At 72.5% G+C, this 18,424-nt stretch carries 13 protein-coding genes; 10 read left to right on the top strand and 3 right to left on the bottom strand.

Features of this window, described 5'->3' with window-relative positions; translation table 11 throughout:
- The first annotated feature begins 13 nt into the window (after window positions 1-13).
- Window positions 14-904, top strand: a complete 891-nt coding sequence (locus ACZ60Q_RS31435) for a LysR family transcriptional regulator (RefSeq protein ID WP_469640960.1) — start codon at window positions 14-16, stop codon at window positions 902-904.
- Window positions 905-1,047: 143 nt separating this feature from the next.
- Here the strand turns inward: ACZ60Q_RS31435 and ACZ60Q_RS31430 are convergent, their stop codons facing one another.
- Window positions 1,048-1,377: a WhiB family transcriptional regulator gene (locus ACZ60Q_RS31430; RefSeq protein ID WP_073800659.1), complete on the bottom strand. Its 330-nt coding sequence runs from the start codon at window positions 1,375-1,377 to the stop codon at window positions 1,048-1,050.
- Between the two features lie 452 nt (window positions 1,378-1,829).
- On the opposite strand from ACZ60Q_RS31430, the gene ACZ60Q_RS31425 reads away from it, so the two are divergent.
- The 4 genes from ACZ60Q_RS31425 (at window position 1,830) to ACZ60Q_RS31410 (ending at window position 6,223) form a co-directional block, all read left to right on the top strand.
- Window positions 1,830-2,441, top strand: a complete 612-nt coding sequence (locus ACZ60Q_RS31425) for a response regulator transcription factor (protein WP_003948568.1) — start codon at window positions 1,830-1,832, stop codon at window positions 2,439-2,441.
- A 278-nt stretch (window positions 2,442-2,719) separates the two neighbouring features.
- Window positions 2,720-3,295 carry a sigma-70 family RNA polymerase sigma factor gene (locus ACZ60Q_RS31420; protein WP_469640959.1) on the top strand — a complete coding sequence of 192 codons (576 nt, stop codon included), beginning with the start codon at window positions 2,720-2,722 and terminating at the stop codon, window positions 3,293-3,295.
- A 162-nt stretch (window positions 3,296-3,457) separates the two neighbouring features.
- Window positions 3,458-4,960 (top strand): IMP dehydrogenase, encoded by a 1,503-nt coding sequence (guaB, locus tag ACZ60Q_RS31415; RefSeq protein WP_469640958.1) that lies wholly within the window; start codon window positions 3,458-3,460, stop codon window positions 4,958-4,960.
- Window positions 4,961-5,098: 138 nt separating this feature from the next.
- Entirely contained in the window at window positions 5,099-6,223 is a 1,125-nt protein-coding gene (locus tag ACZ60Q_RS31410) for a GuaB3 family IMP dehydrogenase-related protein (RefSeq protein WP_007453079.1), read from the top strand.
- Window positions 6,224-6,313: 90 nt separating this feature from the next.
- Here ACZ60Q_RS31410 and ACZ60Q_RS31405 read toward each other — a convergent pair whose 3' ends face one another.
- On the bottom strand, window positions 6,314-6,940 hold the full coding sequence (locus ACZ60Q_RS31405) for a hypothetical protein (RefSeq protein ID WP_469640957.1): 627 nt from the start codon (window positions 6,938-6,940) through the stop codon (window positions 6,314-6,316).
- 171 nt (window positions 6,941-7,111) lie between these two features.
- A complete protein-coding gene (locus ACZ60Q_RS31400) occupies window positions 7,112-8,374 on the bottom strand; it encodes a nucleotide sugar dehydrogenase (RefSeq protein ID WP_469640956.1) in 1,263 nt (420 codons plus the stop codon).
- Window positions 8,375-8,617: 243 nt separating this feature from the next.
- On the opposite strand from ACZ60Q_RS31400, the gene ACZ60Q_RS31395 reads away from it, so the two are divergent.
- The 5 genes from ACZ60Q_RS31395 to ACZ60Q_RS31375 all read left to right on the top strand — a co-directional run bounded on the left by ACZ60Q_RS31395 (window position 8,618) and on the right by ACZ60Q_RS31375 (window position 18,420).
- Complete coding sequence (locus ACZ60Q_RS31395) at window positions 8,618-10,324, top strand: glycerol-3-phosphate dehydrogenase/oxidase (RefSeq protein ID WP_469640955.1); 1,707 nt, start codon at window positions 8,618-8,620, stop codon at window positions 10,322-10,324.
- Between the two features lie 327 nt (window positions 10,325-10,651).
- Entirely contained in the window at window positions 10,652-12,757 is a 2,106-nt protein-coding gene (locus ACZ60Q_RS31390) for a serine/threonine-protein kinase (protein ID WP_469640954.1), read from the top strand.
- 278 nt (window positions 12,758-13,035) lie between these two features.
- A complete protein-coding gene (locus tag ACZ60Q_RS31385; protein ID WP_469640953.1) occupies window positions 13,036-16,137 on the top strand; it encodes a protein kinase in 3,102 nt (1,033 codons plus the stop codon).
- A 226-nt stretch (window positions 16,138-16,363) separates the two neighbouring features.
- Complete coding sequence (locus tag ACZ60Q_RS31380) at window positions 16,364-18,070, top strand: serine/threonine-protein kinase (protein WP_469640952.1); 1,707 nt, start codon at window positions 16,364-16,366, stop codon at window positions 18,068-18,070.
- Window positions 18,071-18,288: 218 nt separating this feature from the next.
- On the top strand, window positions 18,289-18,420 hold the full coding sequence (locus ACZ60Q_RS31375; RefSeq protein WP_469640951.1) for a hypothetical protein: 132 nt from the start codon (window positions 18,289-18,291) through the stop codon (window positions 18,418-18,420).
- Window positions 18,421-18,424: the final 4 nt, after the last annotated feature.

The raw sequence follows: 18,424 nt of genomic DNA, 5'->3' as shown, positions 1-18,424 counted from the left end.
TTATGATGGTTGGGTGATCGAAGCTCGCCACCTCCGTGTCCTGCGTGCCGTGTCCACCACCGGCTCGTTCTCCGCCGCAGCCCGCGAACTCGGCTGCACCCAGCCCGCCGTCAGTCAGCAGATGAAGGCCCTGGAGTCCTCCGCGGGCACCACGCTGCTGATCCGCACCGGACGTGAGATGCGCCTCACCCAGGCCGGCGAGGCGCTGGTACGACACGCCTCCGGCATCCTCGCGGGGCTGACCGCCGCCGAGGAGGAGGTCGCCGCCATCGCCGGGCTGCGGGCCGGCCGGGTCCGGCTGGTCTCCTTCCCCAGTGGCAGCTCCACCCTGGTCCCGGGAGCGCTGGCGGCCCTGCGCGCCGAACATCCCGGCACCCGGGTGTCGCTCGTCGAGGCGGAGCCGCCGCGCTCGGTGGACCTGCTGCGCGAGGGCGACTGCGACATCGCACTGGCGTTCCGTTACGGGAGCACCGGCGGCGAATGGGACGACCTGGTGGTCCGGCCGCTGCTCACCGACCGGCTGATCGGTCTGGTCCCGGAGGGGCACCGGCTGGCGGAGGCGTCGAGCGTGTCCATCGGCGAGCTGGCCGAGGAGTCGTGGATCGCGGGCTGCCCGCGCTGCCGCCGGCAGCTGGTCGAGGTCTGCGAGGAGTCCGGCTTCACCCCGCGCATCGACTTCGCCACGGACGACTACCCGGCGGTGATGGGGCTCGTCGGGGCCGGGCTCGGGGTGGCGGTGCTGCCGGAGCTGGCCGTCGAGTCGGTACGCCCCAAGGGGGCCAGGGCCGTGCCGGTCGAGCCCGCGATCGAGCGGGAGATCGTCGCGCTGACCCTGCCGGACCTGGCCCGGGTCCCGGCGGTGGCGGCCACCCTGGACCAGCTGTCGCGCACGGCCACCCGCTGAGAGGCTGCCGGGTGGGCCGCGGCGCCCGACGGGCCCCGCGGCCCACGGGCGGTGAGGGGTCCGGTCCCGCTGCGGCTGGTCGCGGGCCGGACGGCTGAAGGTGCCGAAGAAACGTTTCTTCGGCAGGTTACGGCGTACGGGTGTCAGGTGGCGCCGGGGCCCGGGCCCGCGGCGGGCGCCGCGGTGATCAGCCGGGTTCTGGCCCGGCCCATCAGCTCTTCGCGCTCGTCCTCCGTCAGGCCGCCCCACACTCCGTAGGGCTCCCGTACGGCGAGGGCGTGCGCCGCGCACTCGGCACGTACCGGGCAGCGCATGCAGACCTCCTTGGCGGAGGTCTCGCGGGCACTCCGGGCCGCGCCGCGCTCACCCTCGGGGTGGAAGAACAGGGAGCTGTCCACGCCTCGGCAGGCGGCGAGCAGCTGCCAGTCCCACAGGTCTGCGTTGGGTCCGGGAAGGCGGGAGAAATCTGCCATTGCTTGTCCCCTCGGAGCTGTGTCGCGTCGGAAGCGGCATCTCGACCGTCTGTGATCGACGGCCTGCTGTGATCGGACCGTCTGTGATCGGTGTGACCGAAGTCTCGACCGTACATCTACGGTGCTAGTAGATGTAAATATGACTGATTGCGAATCTAGCCACAGACACCCTCAAAAGGGAAGAAATGGCGCCAAAAAGGGCATGCCAACGAGTGAAGATTCGGTTGACGGGTGAATCACCCGTGCCGCTCTCCTCCGTGTGCGGCCCTTCACGTAGAGTGCCGAACCCGGGCGCCCGACCCGTAACTCTTTCGAGTGACCGTCGTTAAGGGAACGGATGCGGTTGACGGATATCCGGCTCGGGCACATGTCCGAGGGGGTCAACCGCACAGGTGACGACTTGTATCAGCCTGGAGGCTCAAGGTGACGCGCATCAGCTGCGGAGGACGGTCATGACATCCGTCCTCGTCTGCGACGACTCCCCGCTTGCCCGAGAAGCGCTCCGTCGCGCGGTGGCCACCGTGCCCGGCGTCGAACGCGTGACGACGGCGGCCAACGGCGAGGAAGTCCTCCGCCGCTGGGGTGCCGATCGTTCGGATCTGATTCTGATGGACGTACGCATGCCCGGTCTGGGGGGTGTGGAGACCGTCCGGCGGCTGCTCTCCGCCGACCCCGGGGCCCGGATCATCATGCTGACCGTCGCCGAGGACCTGGACGGCGTCGCGCTCGCGGTCGCCGCGGGGGCCCGCGGATATCTGCACAAGGACGCCTCGCGCGCCGAGCTGCGGGCCACCGTCACCCAGGCGCTGGCCGATCCGACGTGGCGGCTCGCCCCGCGCCGGCTGCGGTCCGCCGAGATGGGGGCGGCTCCCACCCTCACCGCGCGGGAGATCCAGGTCCTCGAAGGCATGAGCCACGGCCGCTCCAACGCGGAGATCGGCCGTGAGCTGTTTCTCTCCGAGGACACGGTCAAGACCCACGCCCGGCGCCTGTTCAAGAAGCTCGGGGCTTCGGACCGCGCCCATGCGGTGGCCCTCGGATTCCGCTGGGGCCTGGTTCGCTGACGGCCGGCCCGGGCCGCGCCCCGTCCGCAGACCGGCGGACGGGGTCACGGAGCGGGTCACCGGCTCCACACCCCGTATCCGGTCGCCCGCTCACGGTGCCATGTGACGCTTCCCGGCCGATGACGCATCCTTGAGTCGTGGAGTTCCTCAGGAACGATTCGGTCGAGCGGAAGGGGAGGGCGCAGGGCATGACATCCGGCGCACCCGCTCATAACGCTTCGGTGCACAACTCGGGACGCGGTGGAGCGGACCGGGCGGCCTCAGGGCACCATGGTCCGATGCGCGACGACGAAACCACGGTGATCGGTGCCCTCGTGCACCGGGCCGTCGACGGCGACGCCCAGGCCACCCATGATCTGCTGGCCCATGTACACCCCCTCGCGCTGCGCTACTGCCGCTCCCGGCTGAACCGTCTTCCCGGTGATGCTCGCCACTTCGTGGAGGACCTGGCGCAGGAGGTCTGCGTCGCGGTGCTGATGGCGCTGCCGCGCTACAAGGACACCGGCAGGCCCTTCGAGGCCTTCGTCTTCGCGATCGCCGGGCACAAGGTCGCCGACCTCCAGCGCGCCGCGATGCGCCACCCGGGGGCGACCGCCGTCCCGTCCGACGAGATGCCGGAGCGGCCCGACGACTCCCTCGGCCCGGAGGAGCGCGCCCTGCTCAGCAGCGACGCCGCCTGGGCGAAGAAGCTCCTCGCCAACCTCCCGGAGAACCAGCGCGAGCTGCTGGTCCTGCGGGTCGCGGTCGGGCTGACCGCGGAGGAGACCGGCCAGATGCTCGGGATGTCCCCGGGCGCGGTCCGGGTCGCCCAGCACCGCGCGCTCAGCAGGCTCCGGGCGCTCGCCGAGCAGTAGAGGCTTCCGCTCCGGCCTTCGCGGGAGAAGGCTGTGGGAAGCCCGGAGGAAGGCTGTAGGAAGCTACAGAACAGCCAAGTGATCTTGATCGTGGAATGAGACGCCCGCGGAGCCCGTTAGCATGGACATCCGCACCGATCAAGGCCATTTGGGGAAGGTGTCATGACTGCAAACGTCGACGGAGTGCCCGAGAAGTTCGCGACGCTCGGGCTGACCTACGACGACGTGCTGCTGTTGCCCGGCGCGTCCGAGGTCCTGCCCAACGCGGTGGACACCTCCACGCTCATCTCGCGCAACGTCCGGGTGAACATTCCCCTGTTGTCGGCCGCCATGGACAAGGTGACCGAGGCCCGCATGGCGATCGCCATGGCCCGTCAGGGCGGCGTCGGCGTGCTGCACCGCAACCTCTCCATCGAGGACCAGGTGAACCAGGTCGACCTGGTCAAGCGCTCCGAGTCCGGCATGGTCACCGACCCGATCACCGTGCACCCCGACGCCACGCTCGGCGAGGCCGACGCGCTCTGCGCGAAGTTCCGCATCAGCGGCGTGCCGGTCACCGACCCCGCGGGCAAGCTGCTGGGCATCGTCACCAACCGCGACATGGCCTTCGAGTCGGACCGCTCGCGCCAGGTGCGCGAGGTCATGACGCCGATGCCGCTCGTCACCGGGCGGGTCGGGATCTCCGGCGTGGAGGCCATGGAGCTGCTGCGCCGCCACAAGATCGAGAAGCTGCCGCTGGTCGACGAGGCGGGCATCCTCAAGGGCCTCATCACGGTCAAGGACTTCAAGAAGGCCGAGCAGTACCCGAACGCCGCCAAGGACGCCGAGGGCCGGCTGCTGGTCGGCGCGGCCGTCGGCGCCAGCCCCGAGGCGCTGGAGCGCGCACAGGGGCTCGCCTCCGCCGGGGTCGACTTCCTCATCGTCGACACCTCGCACGGGCACAACAGCAACGCCCTCGCCTGGATGGCGAAGATCAAGTCGAGCGTCGGGGTGGACGTCATCGGCGGCAACGTCGCCACCCGCGACGGCGCCCAGGCGCTGATCGACGCCGGCGTCGACGGCGTGAAGGTCGGCGTCGGACCCGGCTCGATCTGTACCACCCGTGTGGTCGCCGGCATCGGCGTCCCGCAGGTCACCGCGATCTACGAGGCCGCGCTCGCCGCGCGCGCCGCGGGCGTCCCGGTGATCGGTGACGGCGGCCTCCAGTACTCCGGCGACATCGGCAAGGCGCTGGCCGCCGGGGCGGACAGCGTGATGCTGGGCAGCCTCCTCGCGGGCTGCGAGGAGTCCCCGGGCGAGCTGATGTTCATCAACGGCAAGCAGTTCAAGTCGTACCGCGGCATGGGCTCGCTGGGCGCGATGCAGTCCCGCGGACAGGGCCGGTCCTACTCCAAGGACCGCTACTTCCAGGCCGAGGTCTCCTCGGACGACAAGCTCGTCCCCGAGGGCATCGAGGGCCAGGTGCCCTACCGAGGCCCGCTGGCCAACGTTCTCCACCAGCTCGTCGGCGGCCTCCGCCAGACCATGGGCTACGTCGGCGCCGCGTCCGTCGACCAGATGGAGAGCAAGGGCCGCTTCGTCCGGATCACCTCGGCGGGCCTCAAGGAGAGCCACCCGCACGACATCCAGATGACGGTCGAAGCACCGAACTACAGCAGGAAGTAACGCATTCGCACAGGGGAGGGGCGGACCGGAGTTCCCGGACACTGTTGGCGGCCAACAGTGTCGGAGTTCCCGGTACCGCCCCTCCCTGCGTGTCGGGGATACTGGTCAGCGCAGACGTAGAGGGAAAGGCCACACATCGTGACTGAGATCGAGATCGGACGCGGCAAGCGCGGCCGCCGGGCTTACGCATTCGACGACATCGCCGTCGTTCCGAGCCGCCGCACCCGCGACCCGAAGGAGGTCTCGATCGCCTGGCAGATCGACGCCTACCGCTTCGAGCTGCCCTTCCTGGCCGCTCCCATGGACTCCGTGGTCTCCCCGCAGCACGCCATCCGGATCGGCGAGCTCGGCGGCCTGGGCGTGCTGAACCTGGAAGGCCTGTGGACCCGGCACGCCGACCCGCAGCCGCTGCTGGACGAGATCGCCGAGATGCCGGTCGAGTCCGCGACCCGTCGGCTCCAGGAGATCTACTCCGCCCCCATCCAGGAGGAGCTGATCGGGCAGCGCATCAAGGAGGTGCGCGACTCCGGCGTCGTCACCGCCGCCGCGCTCTCCCCGCAGCGCACCGCCCAGTTCTCCAAGGCGGTCGTCGACGCGGGCGTCGACATCTTCGTCATCCGCGGTACGACGGTCTCCGCCGAGCACGTCTCGGGCGCGGCCGAGCCGCTGAACCTGAAGCAGTTCATCTACGAGCTGGACGTCCCGGTCATCGTCGGCGGCTGCGCCACGTACACCGCCGCCCTGCACCTGATGCGGACCGGCGCGGCCGGTGTCCTCGTCGGCTTCGGCGGCGGCGCGGCGCACACCACGCGCAACGTCTTCGGCATCCAGGTCCCGATGGCCACCGCCGTCGCGGATGTCGCGGGCGCCCGCCGCGACTACATGGACGAGTCCGGCGGCCGGTACGTGCACGTCATCGCCGACGGCGGCGTCGGCTGGTCCGGCGACCTGCCGAAGGCCATCGCCTGCGGTGCGGACGCCGTGATGATGGGCTCCCCGCTGGCCCGCGCGACGGACGCGCCCGGCCGCGGCCGGCACTGGGGCATGGAGGCCGTCCACGAGGACGTGCCGCGCGGCAAGCTGGTCGACCTCGGCTCGGTCGGGACGACGGAGGAGGTCCTCACCGGTCCTTCGCACACCCCGGACGGCTCGATGAACATCTTCGGCGCCCTGCGTCGCGCGATGGCCACCACCGGCTACAGCGACCTCAAGGAGTTCCAGCGCGTCGAGGTGACGGTGGCGGACTCGCAGCACCGCCGCTGATCTCCCGCACGTCGTAGGCAGACGGAAGGGCCCGGACCACCACGCGCCACGGTCCGGGCCCTTCCGAGTTCCCGTATGGCCCTGCGGGGGTCAGCCGGCCTTCTTGGCGCCACCGACGGCGGCGACCGCACCGAGGGCGAGGAAGAGGTAGGTCATGAAGTCGGCCTCCCGCGACCAGGCCTCCGTCACGGCGCCGAAGTGGTCGTCGACGACCTCGGAGAAAGGGATCTGCGCCAGGTCGGCGAGCACCATCGAGATGCCGACGAGCTGCCCGAGGTAGACGGCGCCGATCGAGAGGACGGCCGCGGCGCCGATGACCGCCGGGTTGGAGCCGCCGACCTTGCTCGACGCGAAGCCGACCAGGAAGCCGACACCGACCGCCGCGTAGCCGACCTCGCGCTCGATGGAGCCCGCGATCACGCCGTACAGGATGCCCGCGACGACGGCCGCGCCCAGGGCGACCAGCACGCCGAGCATGATGTTGTCGCGGGCCGGCGGCACCGGGGTGAAGGGCGTGCCGCCGAATGGTGCGTTCTGGCCGGGCTGCTGACCCGCGAACGGGTTGCCGGTCGGTCCCGGGGGCTGCTGGCCGTAATGGTTGCCGGTCGGGGAGGCGGGGGCGGGCCCGCCCGGCTGACCGGCGTACGGATTGCCGTCGACGGGCTGACCGCCGTAGGGCTGCTGGGGTTGGTTCGGCGGCTGCACGGGCTGACTCACGGCGGGGCTCCCCCTGGGATTGCTACGCACAAACGTGCGAGACACGCACGACTGTGCGCTCTGTGACGCCGCAGGGTAGCAGTACACCCCGGAACCGGTCACCGGCGATCTTTCGACGCCCCGTCACGTCTCGGAGCCGGTGCGCGGCTCCCGCCGGAGCCCCGTCACGGCTCAGAGCCGGTGCGCGGCTCCCGCCGGGGTGGCCCCCCGGGTGTCCAGGAGCAGTTGGGCCTTCACCGCGAGGCCCTGGAGGTCGTAGGTGCGGTGCTGCTGGAGCAGTACGGTCAGGTCGGCCGCGGCCGCCGCCTCGTACAGCGAGTCGGCGCGCGGGACGGGGCGTTCGCGCACCCGCCAGTCCAGGACGTGCGGATCGTGGTAGCCGACCTGGGCGCCCATGTCCATCAGCCGGGTCGCGATCTCGCGGGCGGGGGCGGCCTCCTGGTCGGCGCTGTCCGGCTTGTACGTGACGCCGAGCAGCAGCACGCGTGCGCCCCGGACGGACTTGCCGTGCTCGTTCAGGAGGGTGGCACAGCGCTGGATGACGTAACTGGGCATCCGGTCGTTGATCTCCCGCGCCAGCGAGACCATCCGCAGCGGGTGCCCGGGGGTGCCGGTGCCGTAGGGCGGACAGCCCGGGTCCACCGGAACGCCGTGTCCGCCGACGCCGGGTCCCGGCCGGAAGGGCTGGAAGCCGAACGGTTTGGTCTCGGCGCACCGGATGACGTCCCAGAGGTCGACGCCGAGGTCGTGGCAGAGCACCGCCATCTCGTTGACCAGCGCGATGTTGACGTGCCGGAAGTTGGTCTCCAGCACCTTCGTCATCTCCGCCTCGCGCGGGCCTCGGGCCCGTACGACCTTGTCGGTGAGCCGTCCGTAGAAGGCGGCGGCCGACTCGGTGCAGGCGGGGGTGAGGCCGCCGATGACCTTGGGGGTGTTGGCCAGGACATGGGTGCGGTTGCCGGGGTCGAGCCGGGCGGGGGAGCAGGCGAGGTGGAAGTCGCGTCCGGCGACGAGCCCCGAGCCCTCTTCGAGCAGGGGGCGCAGGACGTTCTCGGTGGTGCCGGGAGGCACGGCGGACTCCAGCAGCACGGTGGTGTGCGGGCGCAGCCGGGCGGCCAGCGCGCGGGCGGCGTCGCGGAGCGCGGTGAGGTCGACGGTACGGTCGGGGCCGAGCGGGGTGGGGGAGCAGATCACGGCGGTACGGACCCGGCCCAGCTCGGCGGCTTCGGTGGTGGGCCGGAAGCCGCCGGAGAGCATGCGGCGGATCTCGGAGGCGGTGAGGGTGCCCTCGACGGGGCTGCGGCCCGCTCCGAGTTCCGCGTAGGGCCGTGGGTCGGGGTCGTAGCCGACGGTGTCGATTCCGGCGGTCACGGCGGCCCGGGCGAGGGGCAGGCCGAGGTGACCGAGTCCGATGACGGCGAGGTCTGCGGGCATACAGGAAGACCCCCATAAGTGCGGAGAGCGAAGATCGCAACTGCTGTGGACAGCGCAATGTCAGACTAGGCGTAAATATGACCTATATGTCGCATTGTGGGGCTCCGGTCGCCCGAGTGTTGTCCACAGGCGGTGGCTGAACTCGGGGAGCGCGGACAGAATCGAGGGGTGGACACGGGCGGCCGGCCCCTCGGCCGGGTGGCACTTCCGTGTCCGACCACCCCGATCCACCGGGAGGCAGCAGTGAGGACAGCGACACTGGGACCCGCCGAGCGCACCGTCGCGCTCGCCGCCATGGCCGAGCGCGAACTGGACGTGCTGGTCGTGGGGGCGGGCGTGGTCGGCGCGGGCACGGCGCTGGACGCCGTCACCAGAGGCCTCTCGACCGGCCTGGTCGAGGCGCGTGACTGGGCATCCGGCACATCGAGCAGGTCGAGCAAGCTGATCCACGGCGGTCTGCGCTATCTGGAGATGCTCGACTTCGCCCTGGTCCGGGAGGCGCTCAAGGAGCGCGGGCTGCTCCTCGGACGGCTCGCCCCGCACCTGGTGAAGCCCGTGCCCTTCCTCTACCCCTTGCAGCACAAGGGCTGGGAGCGGCTGTACGCCGGCTCCGGGGTCGCGCTGTACGACGCGATGTCGGTCTCCTCCGGCCATGGCCGCGGCCTCCCCGTCCACCGCCATCTCTCCCACAAGCACGCCCTGCGGGTCGCCCCCGCGCTGAGGAAGGACGCCCTGGTCGGCGCCCTCCAGTACTACGACGCGCAGATGGACGACGCCCGCTTCGTCACCGAGCTGGTGCGCACCGCCGCGTCCTACGGGGCCCAGGTGGCGAACGGGGCCAGGGTGATCGGCTTCCTCCGCGAGGGCGAGCGGGTCGTGGGCGCGCTCGTGAGGGACGTCGAGGGTGGTACGGAGTACGAGATCCGGGCCAAGCAGGTGGTCAACGCGACCGGCGTGTGGACCGACGACACCCAGGGGCTCATCGGCGAGCGCGGGCAGTTCCACGTCCGGGCCTCCAAGGGCATCCACCTGGTCGTCCCCAAGGACCGCATCCACTCCTCCACCGGCCTCATCCTGCGCACCGAGAAGTCCGTCCTCTTCGTCATCCCCTGGGGCCGGCACTGGATCATCGGCACCACGGACACCGACTGGGACCTGGACAAGGCCCACCCGGCCGCCTCCAGCGCCGATATCGACTACCTCCTCCAGCACGTCAACTCCGTCCTGAACACCCCGCTGACCAGGGACGACGTCCAGGGTGTCTATGCCGGACTGCGACCGCTGCTGGCCGGTGAGTCGGACGCCACCAGCAAGTTGTCACGCGAGCACACGGTGGCCCACCCCGCCCCCGGCCTGGTCGTCGTGGCGGGCGGCAAGTACACGACGTACCGGGTCATGGCCAAGGACGCGGTGGACGAGGCGGTGCACGGACTCGACCAGCGGGTCGCCACCTGCGTCACCGAGGACACCCCGCTCCTGGGGGCCGAGGGGTACAAGGCCCTGTGGAACGCGCGCGCCCGGATCGCGGCCCGGACCGGACTCCATGTCGCCCGGGTGGAGCATCTGCTCAACCGGTACGGCTCAATGACCGAGGAGATTCTGGAACTGATCCTCGCCGACCCCACCTTGGGCGAACCCCTGCCCGCCGCCGACGACTATCTGCGCGCCGAGATCGTCTACGCGGCCTCCCACGAGGGCGCCCGCCATCTGGACGACGTGCTGACCCGGCGCACCCGGATCTCCATCGAGACCTTCGACCGGGGCACCCGTAGCGCCCGGCTCTGCGCGGAGCTGATGGCGCCGGTGCTGGGCTGGGACGAGGGACGGATCGACCGGGAGGTCGAGCACTACGAGAAGCGGGTGGAGGCCGAACGCGAATCACAGCGGCAGCCCGACGACCTCACGGCGGACGCGGCCCGGCTCGGCGCGCCGGACATTGTGCCGATCTAGGACATGCCCTCCCGGGGTCCGTGAGTTCTCGCGCCGTGGTCACCGCCCGCCTTCACCGGGCCAGTTGGGCTCCGTCGGCCCGGTGGAGCCGCGGAGGAGGCCCGGACCGGCCTGGACGGGGAGGCCGGGTTGGTAGGAGGCTGGGGGGGCTTCCCTCTTCGGGCCCCAGGGTCTGTCGTCCATGCGCCGCCCTGCCGCCCTCCGGGCGTCGGCGGCAGGTTGACGGCGGGCCCTGGCGCGGCGGACCCCGGACCCGGCACCAGGACCGGTCCCGGGGTGAGGGACAATGAACGCTCTGCCAGGGCGGGTTGATCGCAGAGGGGACGCATGTCGGAGGCGGAGCAGGCACGGGAGCCCCAACGGGACAAGAACGGTCGCCTCCTCGCGGGGCGCTACCGGCTCGGTGAGGTGCTCGGCCGGGGCGGTATGGGTACGGTCTGGCGCGCCGCCGACGAGACGCTCGGCCGCACGGTCGCGGTCAAGGAACTGCGGTTCCCCGGGGCGATCGACGAGGACGAGAAGCGCCGGCTGATCACGCGCACCCTGCGTGAGGCCAAGGCGATCGCACGGATCCGCAACAACAGCGCGGTGACCGTCTACGACGTGGTCGACGAGGACGACCGCCCGTGGATCGTCATGGAACTGATCGAGGGCAAGTCGCTCGCCGAGGCGATCCGCGAGGACGGCACGCTGACGCCGAGGCGGGCCGCCGAGGTCGGGCTCGCCATCCTCGACGTGCTGCGTTCGGCGCACCGCGAGGGCATCCTGCACCGCGACGTGAAGCCGTCCAACGTGCTGATCGCCGAGGACGGGCGCGTCGTGCTCACCGACTTCGGCATCGCCCAGGTCGAGGGCGACCCGTCGGTCACCTCCACCGGCATGCTCGTCGGCGCCCCCTCGTACATCTCGCCGGAACGGGCCCGCGGTCACAAGCCGGGCCCGCCCGCGGACCTGTGGTCGCTCGGCGGACTGCTGTACGCGAGCGTCGAGGGCTGCCCGCCGTACGACAAGGGTTCGGCCATCGCCACCCTGACGGCCGTGATGACCGAACCGCTCGACCCGCCGAAGAACGCCGGTCCGCTCACCGAGGTCATCTACGGGCTGCTCGCCCGGGATCCCGACCAGCGGCTCGACGACGCCGGGGCGCGGGCGTTGCTCAACGACGTCATCAACGCCCCCGACGTTCCCGCGCCGGCCCCTCCGGACTCCACCCAGATCATGGCGCTGCCGTCGGCGCCCGCCGCCGACCCCCTCGTCAAGCGGACGCCGAAGCAGCCCAAGGCCCCGAAGTCGCCGAAGCAGTCCACCGGGTCGGGCGAGTCCGGTGGCGGCTCCCGCGACCGGCTGCGCGGAGCCCTGCGCTCCGTGCGTAACGCGAAGACCCCGGCGGTGGCCGCGGGAGCCGCCGCGGCGTCGGCGAGTTCTCCGGCCGCCGCGGCCGGCGGCTCGCCCGCCGCACCGCCCAAGCCCCCGTCGCCGCCCGGGACTTCCGGCCAGGGCGCGAAGTCCCGGGCGCCCGCCGCGTCCGCCCCGGCGACCGTGAAGGGAGCCGCCGCGGCACCCGTCGGAGGCCCGGAGTCCGCAGCGGCGGCGCGTGCTTCCGTACCCGGGCAGCGTCCGCCGTCCTCGGTCGCGTCCACACGTGCCTCGATCACCGATGTGGTGCCTCGCCGCACCCTCGCGATCATCGCGGCCGTTGTCGCGCTGGCCATTCTCGGCACGGTCCTCGCGCTCACTCTCGGCGGTGACGACGTGGACAACGGCGGCTCCACGGCCACCTCGGCCGGAGCCTCGGCCGGCGGCGCCGACGACAAGGGCGGCGGCACCGAAGGCGGTTCGGCCGGTGCGAAGGGCGGCGGCCAGAAGGAGAGCCACGGCACCGAGGACGGCCGGGCCTCCGCTGCCCCGTCCGACGCCGACGACTCCGCTTCCGACGACCCCAAGGGTGACGGGGCGGACCCGGGCGACGCTCTGCCCGCCGGGTACGAGAAGGCCACCGACACCCGGTTCCACTTCACCATGGCGATGCCCGAGGGTTTCGAGCGCACCGGCATCGCGGGCAGCAACTCCGGCGGCATCTACAACGACAAGCAGGGCAGCTTCCCCCGCGTCCAGGTCGACTTCAACAACTCGCCCAAGGACGACGCGGCGGCCGCCTGGAGCGGGGCCGTCGCGAGCGCCAGGGGTCTCAGCGACGGCTACAAGCACGGCGACATAAAGAAGGTCGAGTACAACGGCTACCCGACCGTCGCGGACTGGACGTTCGAACGCAACCACAACGGCGTCCGGGTCAAGGTGCTCAACCGGGGCTTCAAGGTGGACGCCAGGCGCGGCTACTCGATCATGATCAGCTGCAAGGTGGACGAGTGGGACGGCGCCGGGTGCCGGACGCTGCGGGAAACGGCGTTCGCCACGTTCACGCCCACGGACTGACCGCCCGGCACCTCCGGAACCGGGTGTCCGCAACGTCCAGGGCTGACCGCCCGGCACGCCCGTCGACCCGTCGGGCACGCCCTGACCGGTCGATGGGAAACGTTTGTGCGGACCGGGTTGGCGCGACCAGGCCCGTCGGCCCGCGTTGCCACGTATCGTAAGAGGCCGGAGACCGTACGCAGCCGCGACGGCGGGTCAATTGTCCACCGAATGACCGTGACTGACGGATGGGTGCGCCTCCGGTGACCGGGGGGAAGAGCGCGCTCTGGGGAGGCGTCGTGGACGACTACGCGGGTCGGGTGCTTGCCGACCGCTACCGCCTTCCGCTGCCCCCGTCCGATGGGTACGAACTGGCCGAGACCCGGGCGTTCGACACATACAGCGGACAGGAGGTCCTGGTCCGCCAGGTGCCGTTGCCGGAGATCGTGGACGCGGAGGTGCTCGACGCCGACGGTCGGCCGTCGGCGTCCGGACGCGCCGCCGGGCGAGCGGTTCGCCGCAGTACGGACCCGGCGGTCCGGAGGGCGATCGAGGCCGCGCAGGCCGCCGCCCAGGTGCCCGATCATCCCCGGCTCGACCAGGTCTTCGACGTGTTCGCCGAAGCGGGATCGTTGTGGATAGTGAGCGAGCTCGTCGCGGCCCGCCCGCTCGCCGCGCTCCTCGCGGAACGCCCCCTGAACCCCTACCGGGCGGCGGAGATCGGCTCCGACGTGCTCACCGCCCTGCGGGTGCTGCACGCCCACGGCTGGACCCACCGCAACATCACCGTGCGCACGGTCCTGGTGTGCGACGACGGCCGCGTCATGCTCACCGGTCTCGCGGTGGGCGCCGCCGAGGAGGCGCTCTGCGGATACGCCCCCGGACCGGATCCCGACACCGACCCGGTGGCCGGTCCCACGACCTACGGCATCCCGGCCGTCGAGGCCGCCCCGTCGAGGGAGCTCGACGGGACCTACGTGCTTCCGCCGGCCAGGAGCGAAACGGAGTACGCGGCGGTCGAGGGCTACGGACCGGTCGAGGGCTACGGATCCGTCGAGGACGGCGAGGGCTACGCGGACGTCGAGGAGTACGCGGACGCGGAGGTCCAGGAGTACGCCGAAGACGACGGTGGCGAAGGCCGGGCGGACCAGCTGGGCCGGGCGGGCCAAGGGCTTCCCGTTCCGTCGTTGCCGCAGGGGTACGTACCGCGCCAGGACGACGACGACCGGCATGGCGACCGTTACGACCTGCCGCCGGGCCGGGAAGCCGAGCCCTTCGCGTCGCACGCCGGGCAGGAGATCGTCCCGCGCCCCGCCGCCCCCGCCGCCCCGTACAGCGCTGTGCCGCTCCCCGCCGAGCCGGGCGCCGCGAGCCCCGCCCAGCTGCGGGCCGCGCGCGCCGGAGCCATCGCCGCCTACCGGGCGGGCGCACGGGCCGCCGCCCGGGTCACCGAGGACCGGCAGCAGACCGACCGCACCCCGGCCGACCTCACGAAGTCGCCGCCGGAAGGGCGCGCTCCCGCCCCGAGCACCAGCGGCACCTACAGCACCAACGGCATCACCGAAGCCGGAACCGAATCCGAAGCCGGAACCGGAGCGGACGAGGATACCGACACCGGCATCCTCCCGCCGCGGCGCCCGGCGCCCGGCGCCCCGGCCCCGGACGCCCCCGAGCTCTCCAGGCAGACCGCCCCCTGGGGAGCCCCCACCGAGGACCCCTACGACGACGAGGACGACGAGGACGACGAGGACGGCCCCCGGCCGCCCGGCCGCCGCGTGCACCTCGCCGGGACCTGGGACGACGGGCCCGGTGCGCGGCCCGTCTCCGCGGGCGGCTCCGGTGAGGACGCGCTGCGCGCCGACTCCCGGCGGCCCGGCCCGCCGGCCCCGGCACCCAGGCAGCTCGCCCGCACCGCGCCCCGGGACGGGCGAGCCGCCCACCGGGCCTGGGAAGAAGCCGTCGCGGGCGGCGACGAGCCCGCCGTCTACCGGGGCCCCGCCACCCCGCTCGCCGCCGAACGCGCCCGCCAGGCGCGGATCGCCGTCGTCGGAGCCGTCACCGAGCGTTGGGCCCCCGAGCAGGCGGGCCCGGTCCACGAGAACTGGCAGCTCGCGCCGCCGATCGGCCCCTCCACCGACCTGTGGGCGCTCGGCGCACTGCTCTACCGTGCCGTCCAGGGCCACGCTCCCTACCCCGAGGAGAACGCGGCCGAGCTCGTCCAGATGGTGTGCGGGGAGCCGCCCGCCTTCGCGGAGGAGTGCGGTCCGCTGCGGCCCGTCGTCGAGTCCCTGCTGCGCCAGGACCCCACGGAGCGGCCGGACTTCGAGGAGCTGCGCGGCTGGCTGCGCTCGCTGGTGCGCTCCGCGCCGGAGCCGGAGGCGGGCGCCGACGTCGTGCCGCTGCCCGCGCCCGACGCCACCCGGCTCCCCGTCGTACGCCGCAGGGGCGAGCTGGTCCGCCGGCGCCGGGGCCGTTTCGGCGGCGGCGCGGCACATGGCAGACACCGCCAGGGCAAGCCCCAGCAGCCGCCGAAGCAACGCGGCGGCGGCAAGCAGCGGGACCGGCAGGAGTCGCTGCTGCCGCCCGACCGGTCCGCGCGGATGCCCGTCGAGGCCTGGGAGGAGGAGCGCCCGGCCCGCGCACCGCGTGCGCCCAAGGGGCCCCGGGTGCTGCGGGAACCGCCGCGCCGCGGTGAGGAGTCCTCCTCCCCCCGCAGTCTGGGCAGGCTGCTGCTCGTCCTCATCCTGCTGTTGATGGCCGCGGCCGTCGCGTACGCGGTGATGTTCCTGCCGAAGCAGGAGCCGGGCAGGGACGGTGGAGCGCCGACGTCGCCCGCCGGCTCCGCCGCACCGCCCGCCGCCTCGGGGGAGCCCGACCCGTCCGCCTCGGCGGACGGGCCCGCCGATCCCGGCTCCCAGCAGCCGCAGACCAGCCGGTCCGCCGTGGCGCTCGCCCCCGGCTACGCGCTCCGCGAGGACCCGGAGGGCTTCGAGATCGGCGTACCGAAGGACTGGCAGCGCAGCCCCGCCAACGCGGACCGGCAGATCCGCTACGGCAGCGACGGGTTCACCCTGCTCGTGGTGCCCGGCCGGGACACGGTGAAGGCGGGGGGCGGCGATCCGCTGGACTACCAGCGGGACAAGGAGCCCGAGCTCCAGCCGTTCCGCGACTCCAGCTGGTCCTCCTCGTCGGGACTGCGCCGGGTCGACGTCGGCAGGCAGGCCATGGCCGAGGGGCAGTTCACCTGGCAGGAGAGCGGCGGGCGCGAGGTGTTCGTCCGTAATCTCGCCATGATCGTCGACGGCAGGTACCACGTCATCCAGGTCATCGGGCCCGAGAGCGGCCGGGACAGGGTCACCGAGATCTACGAGCAGGCCATCGCCTCGTACCGGGTCACCTGACCGCCGGTCACACCCGATCGCGCGCACGTGCCCGCCCGACCGCTCCCATGTCATCGCCCGGCCGCTCCCGGCGCCCGCCTGACCGCACGTCATCGCAGCGGTCCGGCAGCGGGTGTTGCGTGGCGACGACAACCATCACAGTGCGGTCTCGTGGGCGATCCCCGGTTCCGTCTCCCCGCTCCGCCTCCGTAATCTGGCAATCCGAGGAACGGGGCGGGGACATCACGTGGATCGATCACAGGGCACGGACGCGGGACTGGTTCTGGCGGGGCGCTACCGGCTGGGCGACGTCCTCGGCCGGGGAGGCATGGGCAAGGTCTGGCGCGCCCACGACGAGGTGCTGCACCGCACGGTCGCCGTCAAGGAGTTGACCGCCGGGCTGTACGTCGCCGAGGCCGACCGGCTCGTCCTGCACGCGAGAACACAGAAGGAGGCGAGGGCGGCGGCGCGCATCACGCACCCGGGCGTCGTCACCGTCCACGACGTGATCGAGTACGACAACCGCCCCTGGATCGTCATGCAGTACGTCGACGGGCCCTCGCTCGCCGACGCGGCCAAGGAGAGCGGCGAGGTCGCCCCGCGCGAGGCGGCCCGCATCGGGCTGCACGTCCTGAGCGCCCTGCGCGCCGCGCACGCGGCCGGGGTGCTGCACCGCGACGTCAAGCCCGGCAACGTGCTGCTGGCGCGCGACGGGCAGGTACTGCTGACCGACTTCGGGATCGCCGCGATCGAGGGCGACGCCACCATCACCCGTACCGGCGAACTGGTCGGCTCCATCGACTACCTGGCCCCGGAACGGGTACGCGGCGGCGACCCGGGACCGGCCTCCGACCTCTGGTCCTTGGGCGCGACGCTGTACACGGCGGTCGAGGGGATCTCCCCGTTCCGCCGTACGTCCCCGATCTCCACCATGCAGGCCGTCGTCACCGAGGAGCCGCCGGCCCCGGTCAACGCCGGTCCGCTCGGCGCCGTGATCACCGCACTGCTGCGCAAGGACCCGGAGGACCGGCCCACGGCCGACCGGACCGAGCAGATGCTGCTGGACGCCATGGACGGCCGCGAACCCCGCGCCGCCCAGGCGCACGTACCGACGCAGCGCATCCCCGAGGACGCCCGGTACGCCAACCAGGACGCGGACGGTCCCGGCGGTCCGAACGGCGCCGACGGCACCACCGCCCGGCTGCCCGGGGCGACCCCCACCACAACGCCGCCCGCCCCCGGCCCGGACGCCACCGCCCCGGCCACCGCCCCTGCCCCGGTGACCCGGCGCGCCGGATCCCGCTGGCGCACGGTGCTGGTCGTGGTCGTCGCCGCGGCCGTCCTGGGGGGCGCGGCCGGGCTGTTCGCGATGAAGTACGTGGGGAGCTGGGACGCCCCCGGCTCCACCAGTGGCGGTACGGTCGCCGGCCGCACGCCGTCCGCGGAGCAGACCTCCCCGGAGCCGGCCGTCTCTTCGGAGGGGACAGCGGAGATACCCGACGGCTGGCACCGGGTCGAGGACCCGGCGGGGTTCAGCCTGGTCGTGCCGAAGGACTGGACACGGCAGGTCCAGGAGGGCCAGATCGACTACACGCCGGACGACGGGGCCCACCGGATCCGCATCAGTATCGACCCGGACCCGGATTTCGGCCATCCGTATCTGCACATGGAGAACATGGAGGAGCAGCTCTCCGAGCGGCTGCCGGGCTATCAGCGGATCGGGATGGAGAAGAACACCTTCCGCGACCGGCCGGGCGCCCTCTGGGAGTTCACCTGGAACGAGACCAAGGACCACCCGGGGCCCCGGCACGGGATCGACCAGCTGTACTACGGCGGTCCCGGCGGCCCCGAGTACGCGCTGTATCTGACGGCCCCGCAGGAGGGCTGGGAGGCCAGCCGCGAGAAGTTCGACATCATGCTGCGCAGTTGGAGCGCACCGAGCACGCGGCAGTGAGAGTGCCGTCAGGCAACAGCCCGATGCCGCGCCCGGGCCCGGAGTCGGACCAGTGGTCGCCGGGCGGTGTGCTGTACGCGGCGGGCTGGGCATGTCCCCGTACCGCCGCTCGCACACCCCGGCAACCTCCGGGCCGCGCTGTCCGCCGTGCCGCAGGTGCCTGCCGTGCCGCAGGTGTCCGCGAGTCGCAGGTGCCTGCCGAGTCGCAGGTGCCTGCCGTGCCGCAGGTGTCCGCCCGCGGCGCGGGCGCGTTCGGCACGCCCGTCATGCGGCTGATCCGCAAGGACCGCGCCGAGCGCCCGCCGTCCGCCGAGCGCCCGCCGTCCGCCGCAGGGCGGCCGACCGTATAGCCAC

The sequence above is a fragment of the Streptomyces sp. NPDC104313 genome, assembly GCF_055583985.1.
The sequence above is the reverse complement of the archived record's forward strand: the minus strand, read 5'-3'. Positions and strand labels throughout refer to the sequence as shown.

Excerpts from the sequence above, each read along its gene's own strand:
- ACZ60Q_RS31430 (WP_073800659.1), bottom strand. The coding sequence starts at position 1,377 with ATGGCAGATTTCTCCCGCCTTCCCGGACCCAACGCAGACCTGTGGGAC.
- ACZ60Q_RS31425 (WP_003948568.1), top strand. The coding sequence starts at position 1,830 with ATGACATCCGTCCTCGTCTGCGACGACTCCCCGCTTGCCCGAGAAGCG.
- ACZ60Q_RS31420 (WP_469640959.1), top strand. The coding sequence starts at position 2,720 with ATGCGCGACGACGAAACCACGGTGATCGGTGCCCTCGTGCACCGGGCC.
- guaB (WP_469640958.1), top strand. The coding sequence starts at position 3,458 with ATGACTGCAAACGTCGACGGAGTGCCCGAGAAGTTCGCGACGCTCGGG.
- ACZ60Q_RS31400 (WP_469640956.1), bottom strand. The coding sequence starts at position 8,374 with ATGCCCGCAGACCTCGCCGTCATCGGACTCGGTCACCTCGGCCTGCCC.
- ACZ60Q_RS31390 (WP_469640954.1), top strand. The coding sequence starts at position 10,652 with ATGTCGGAGGCGGAGCAGGCACGGGAGCCCCAACGGGACAAGAACGGT.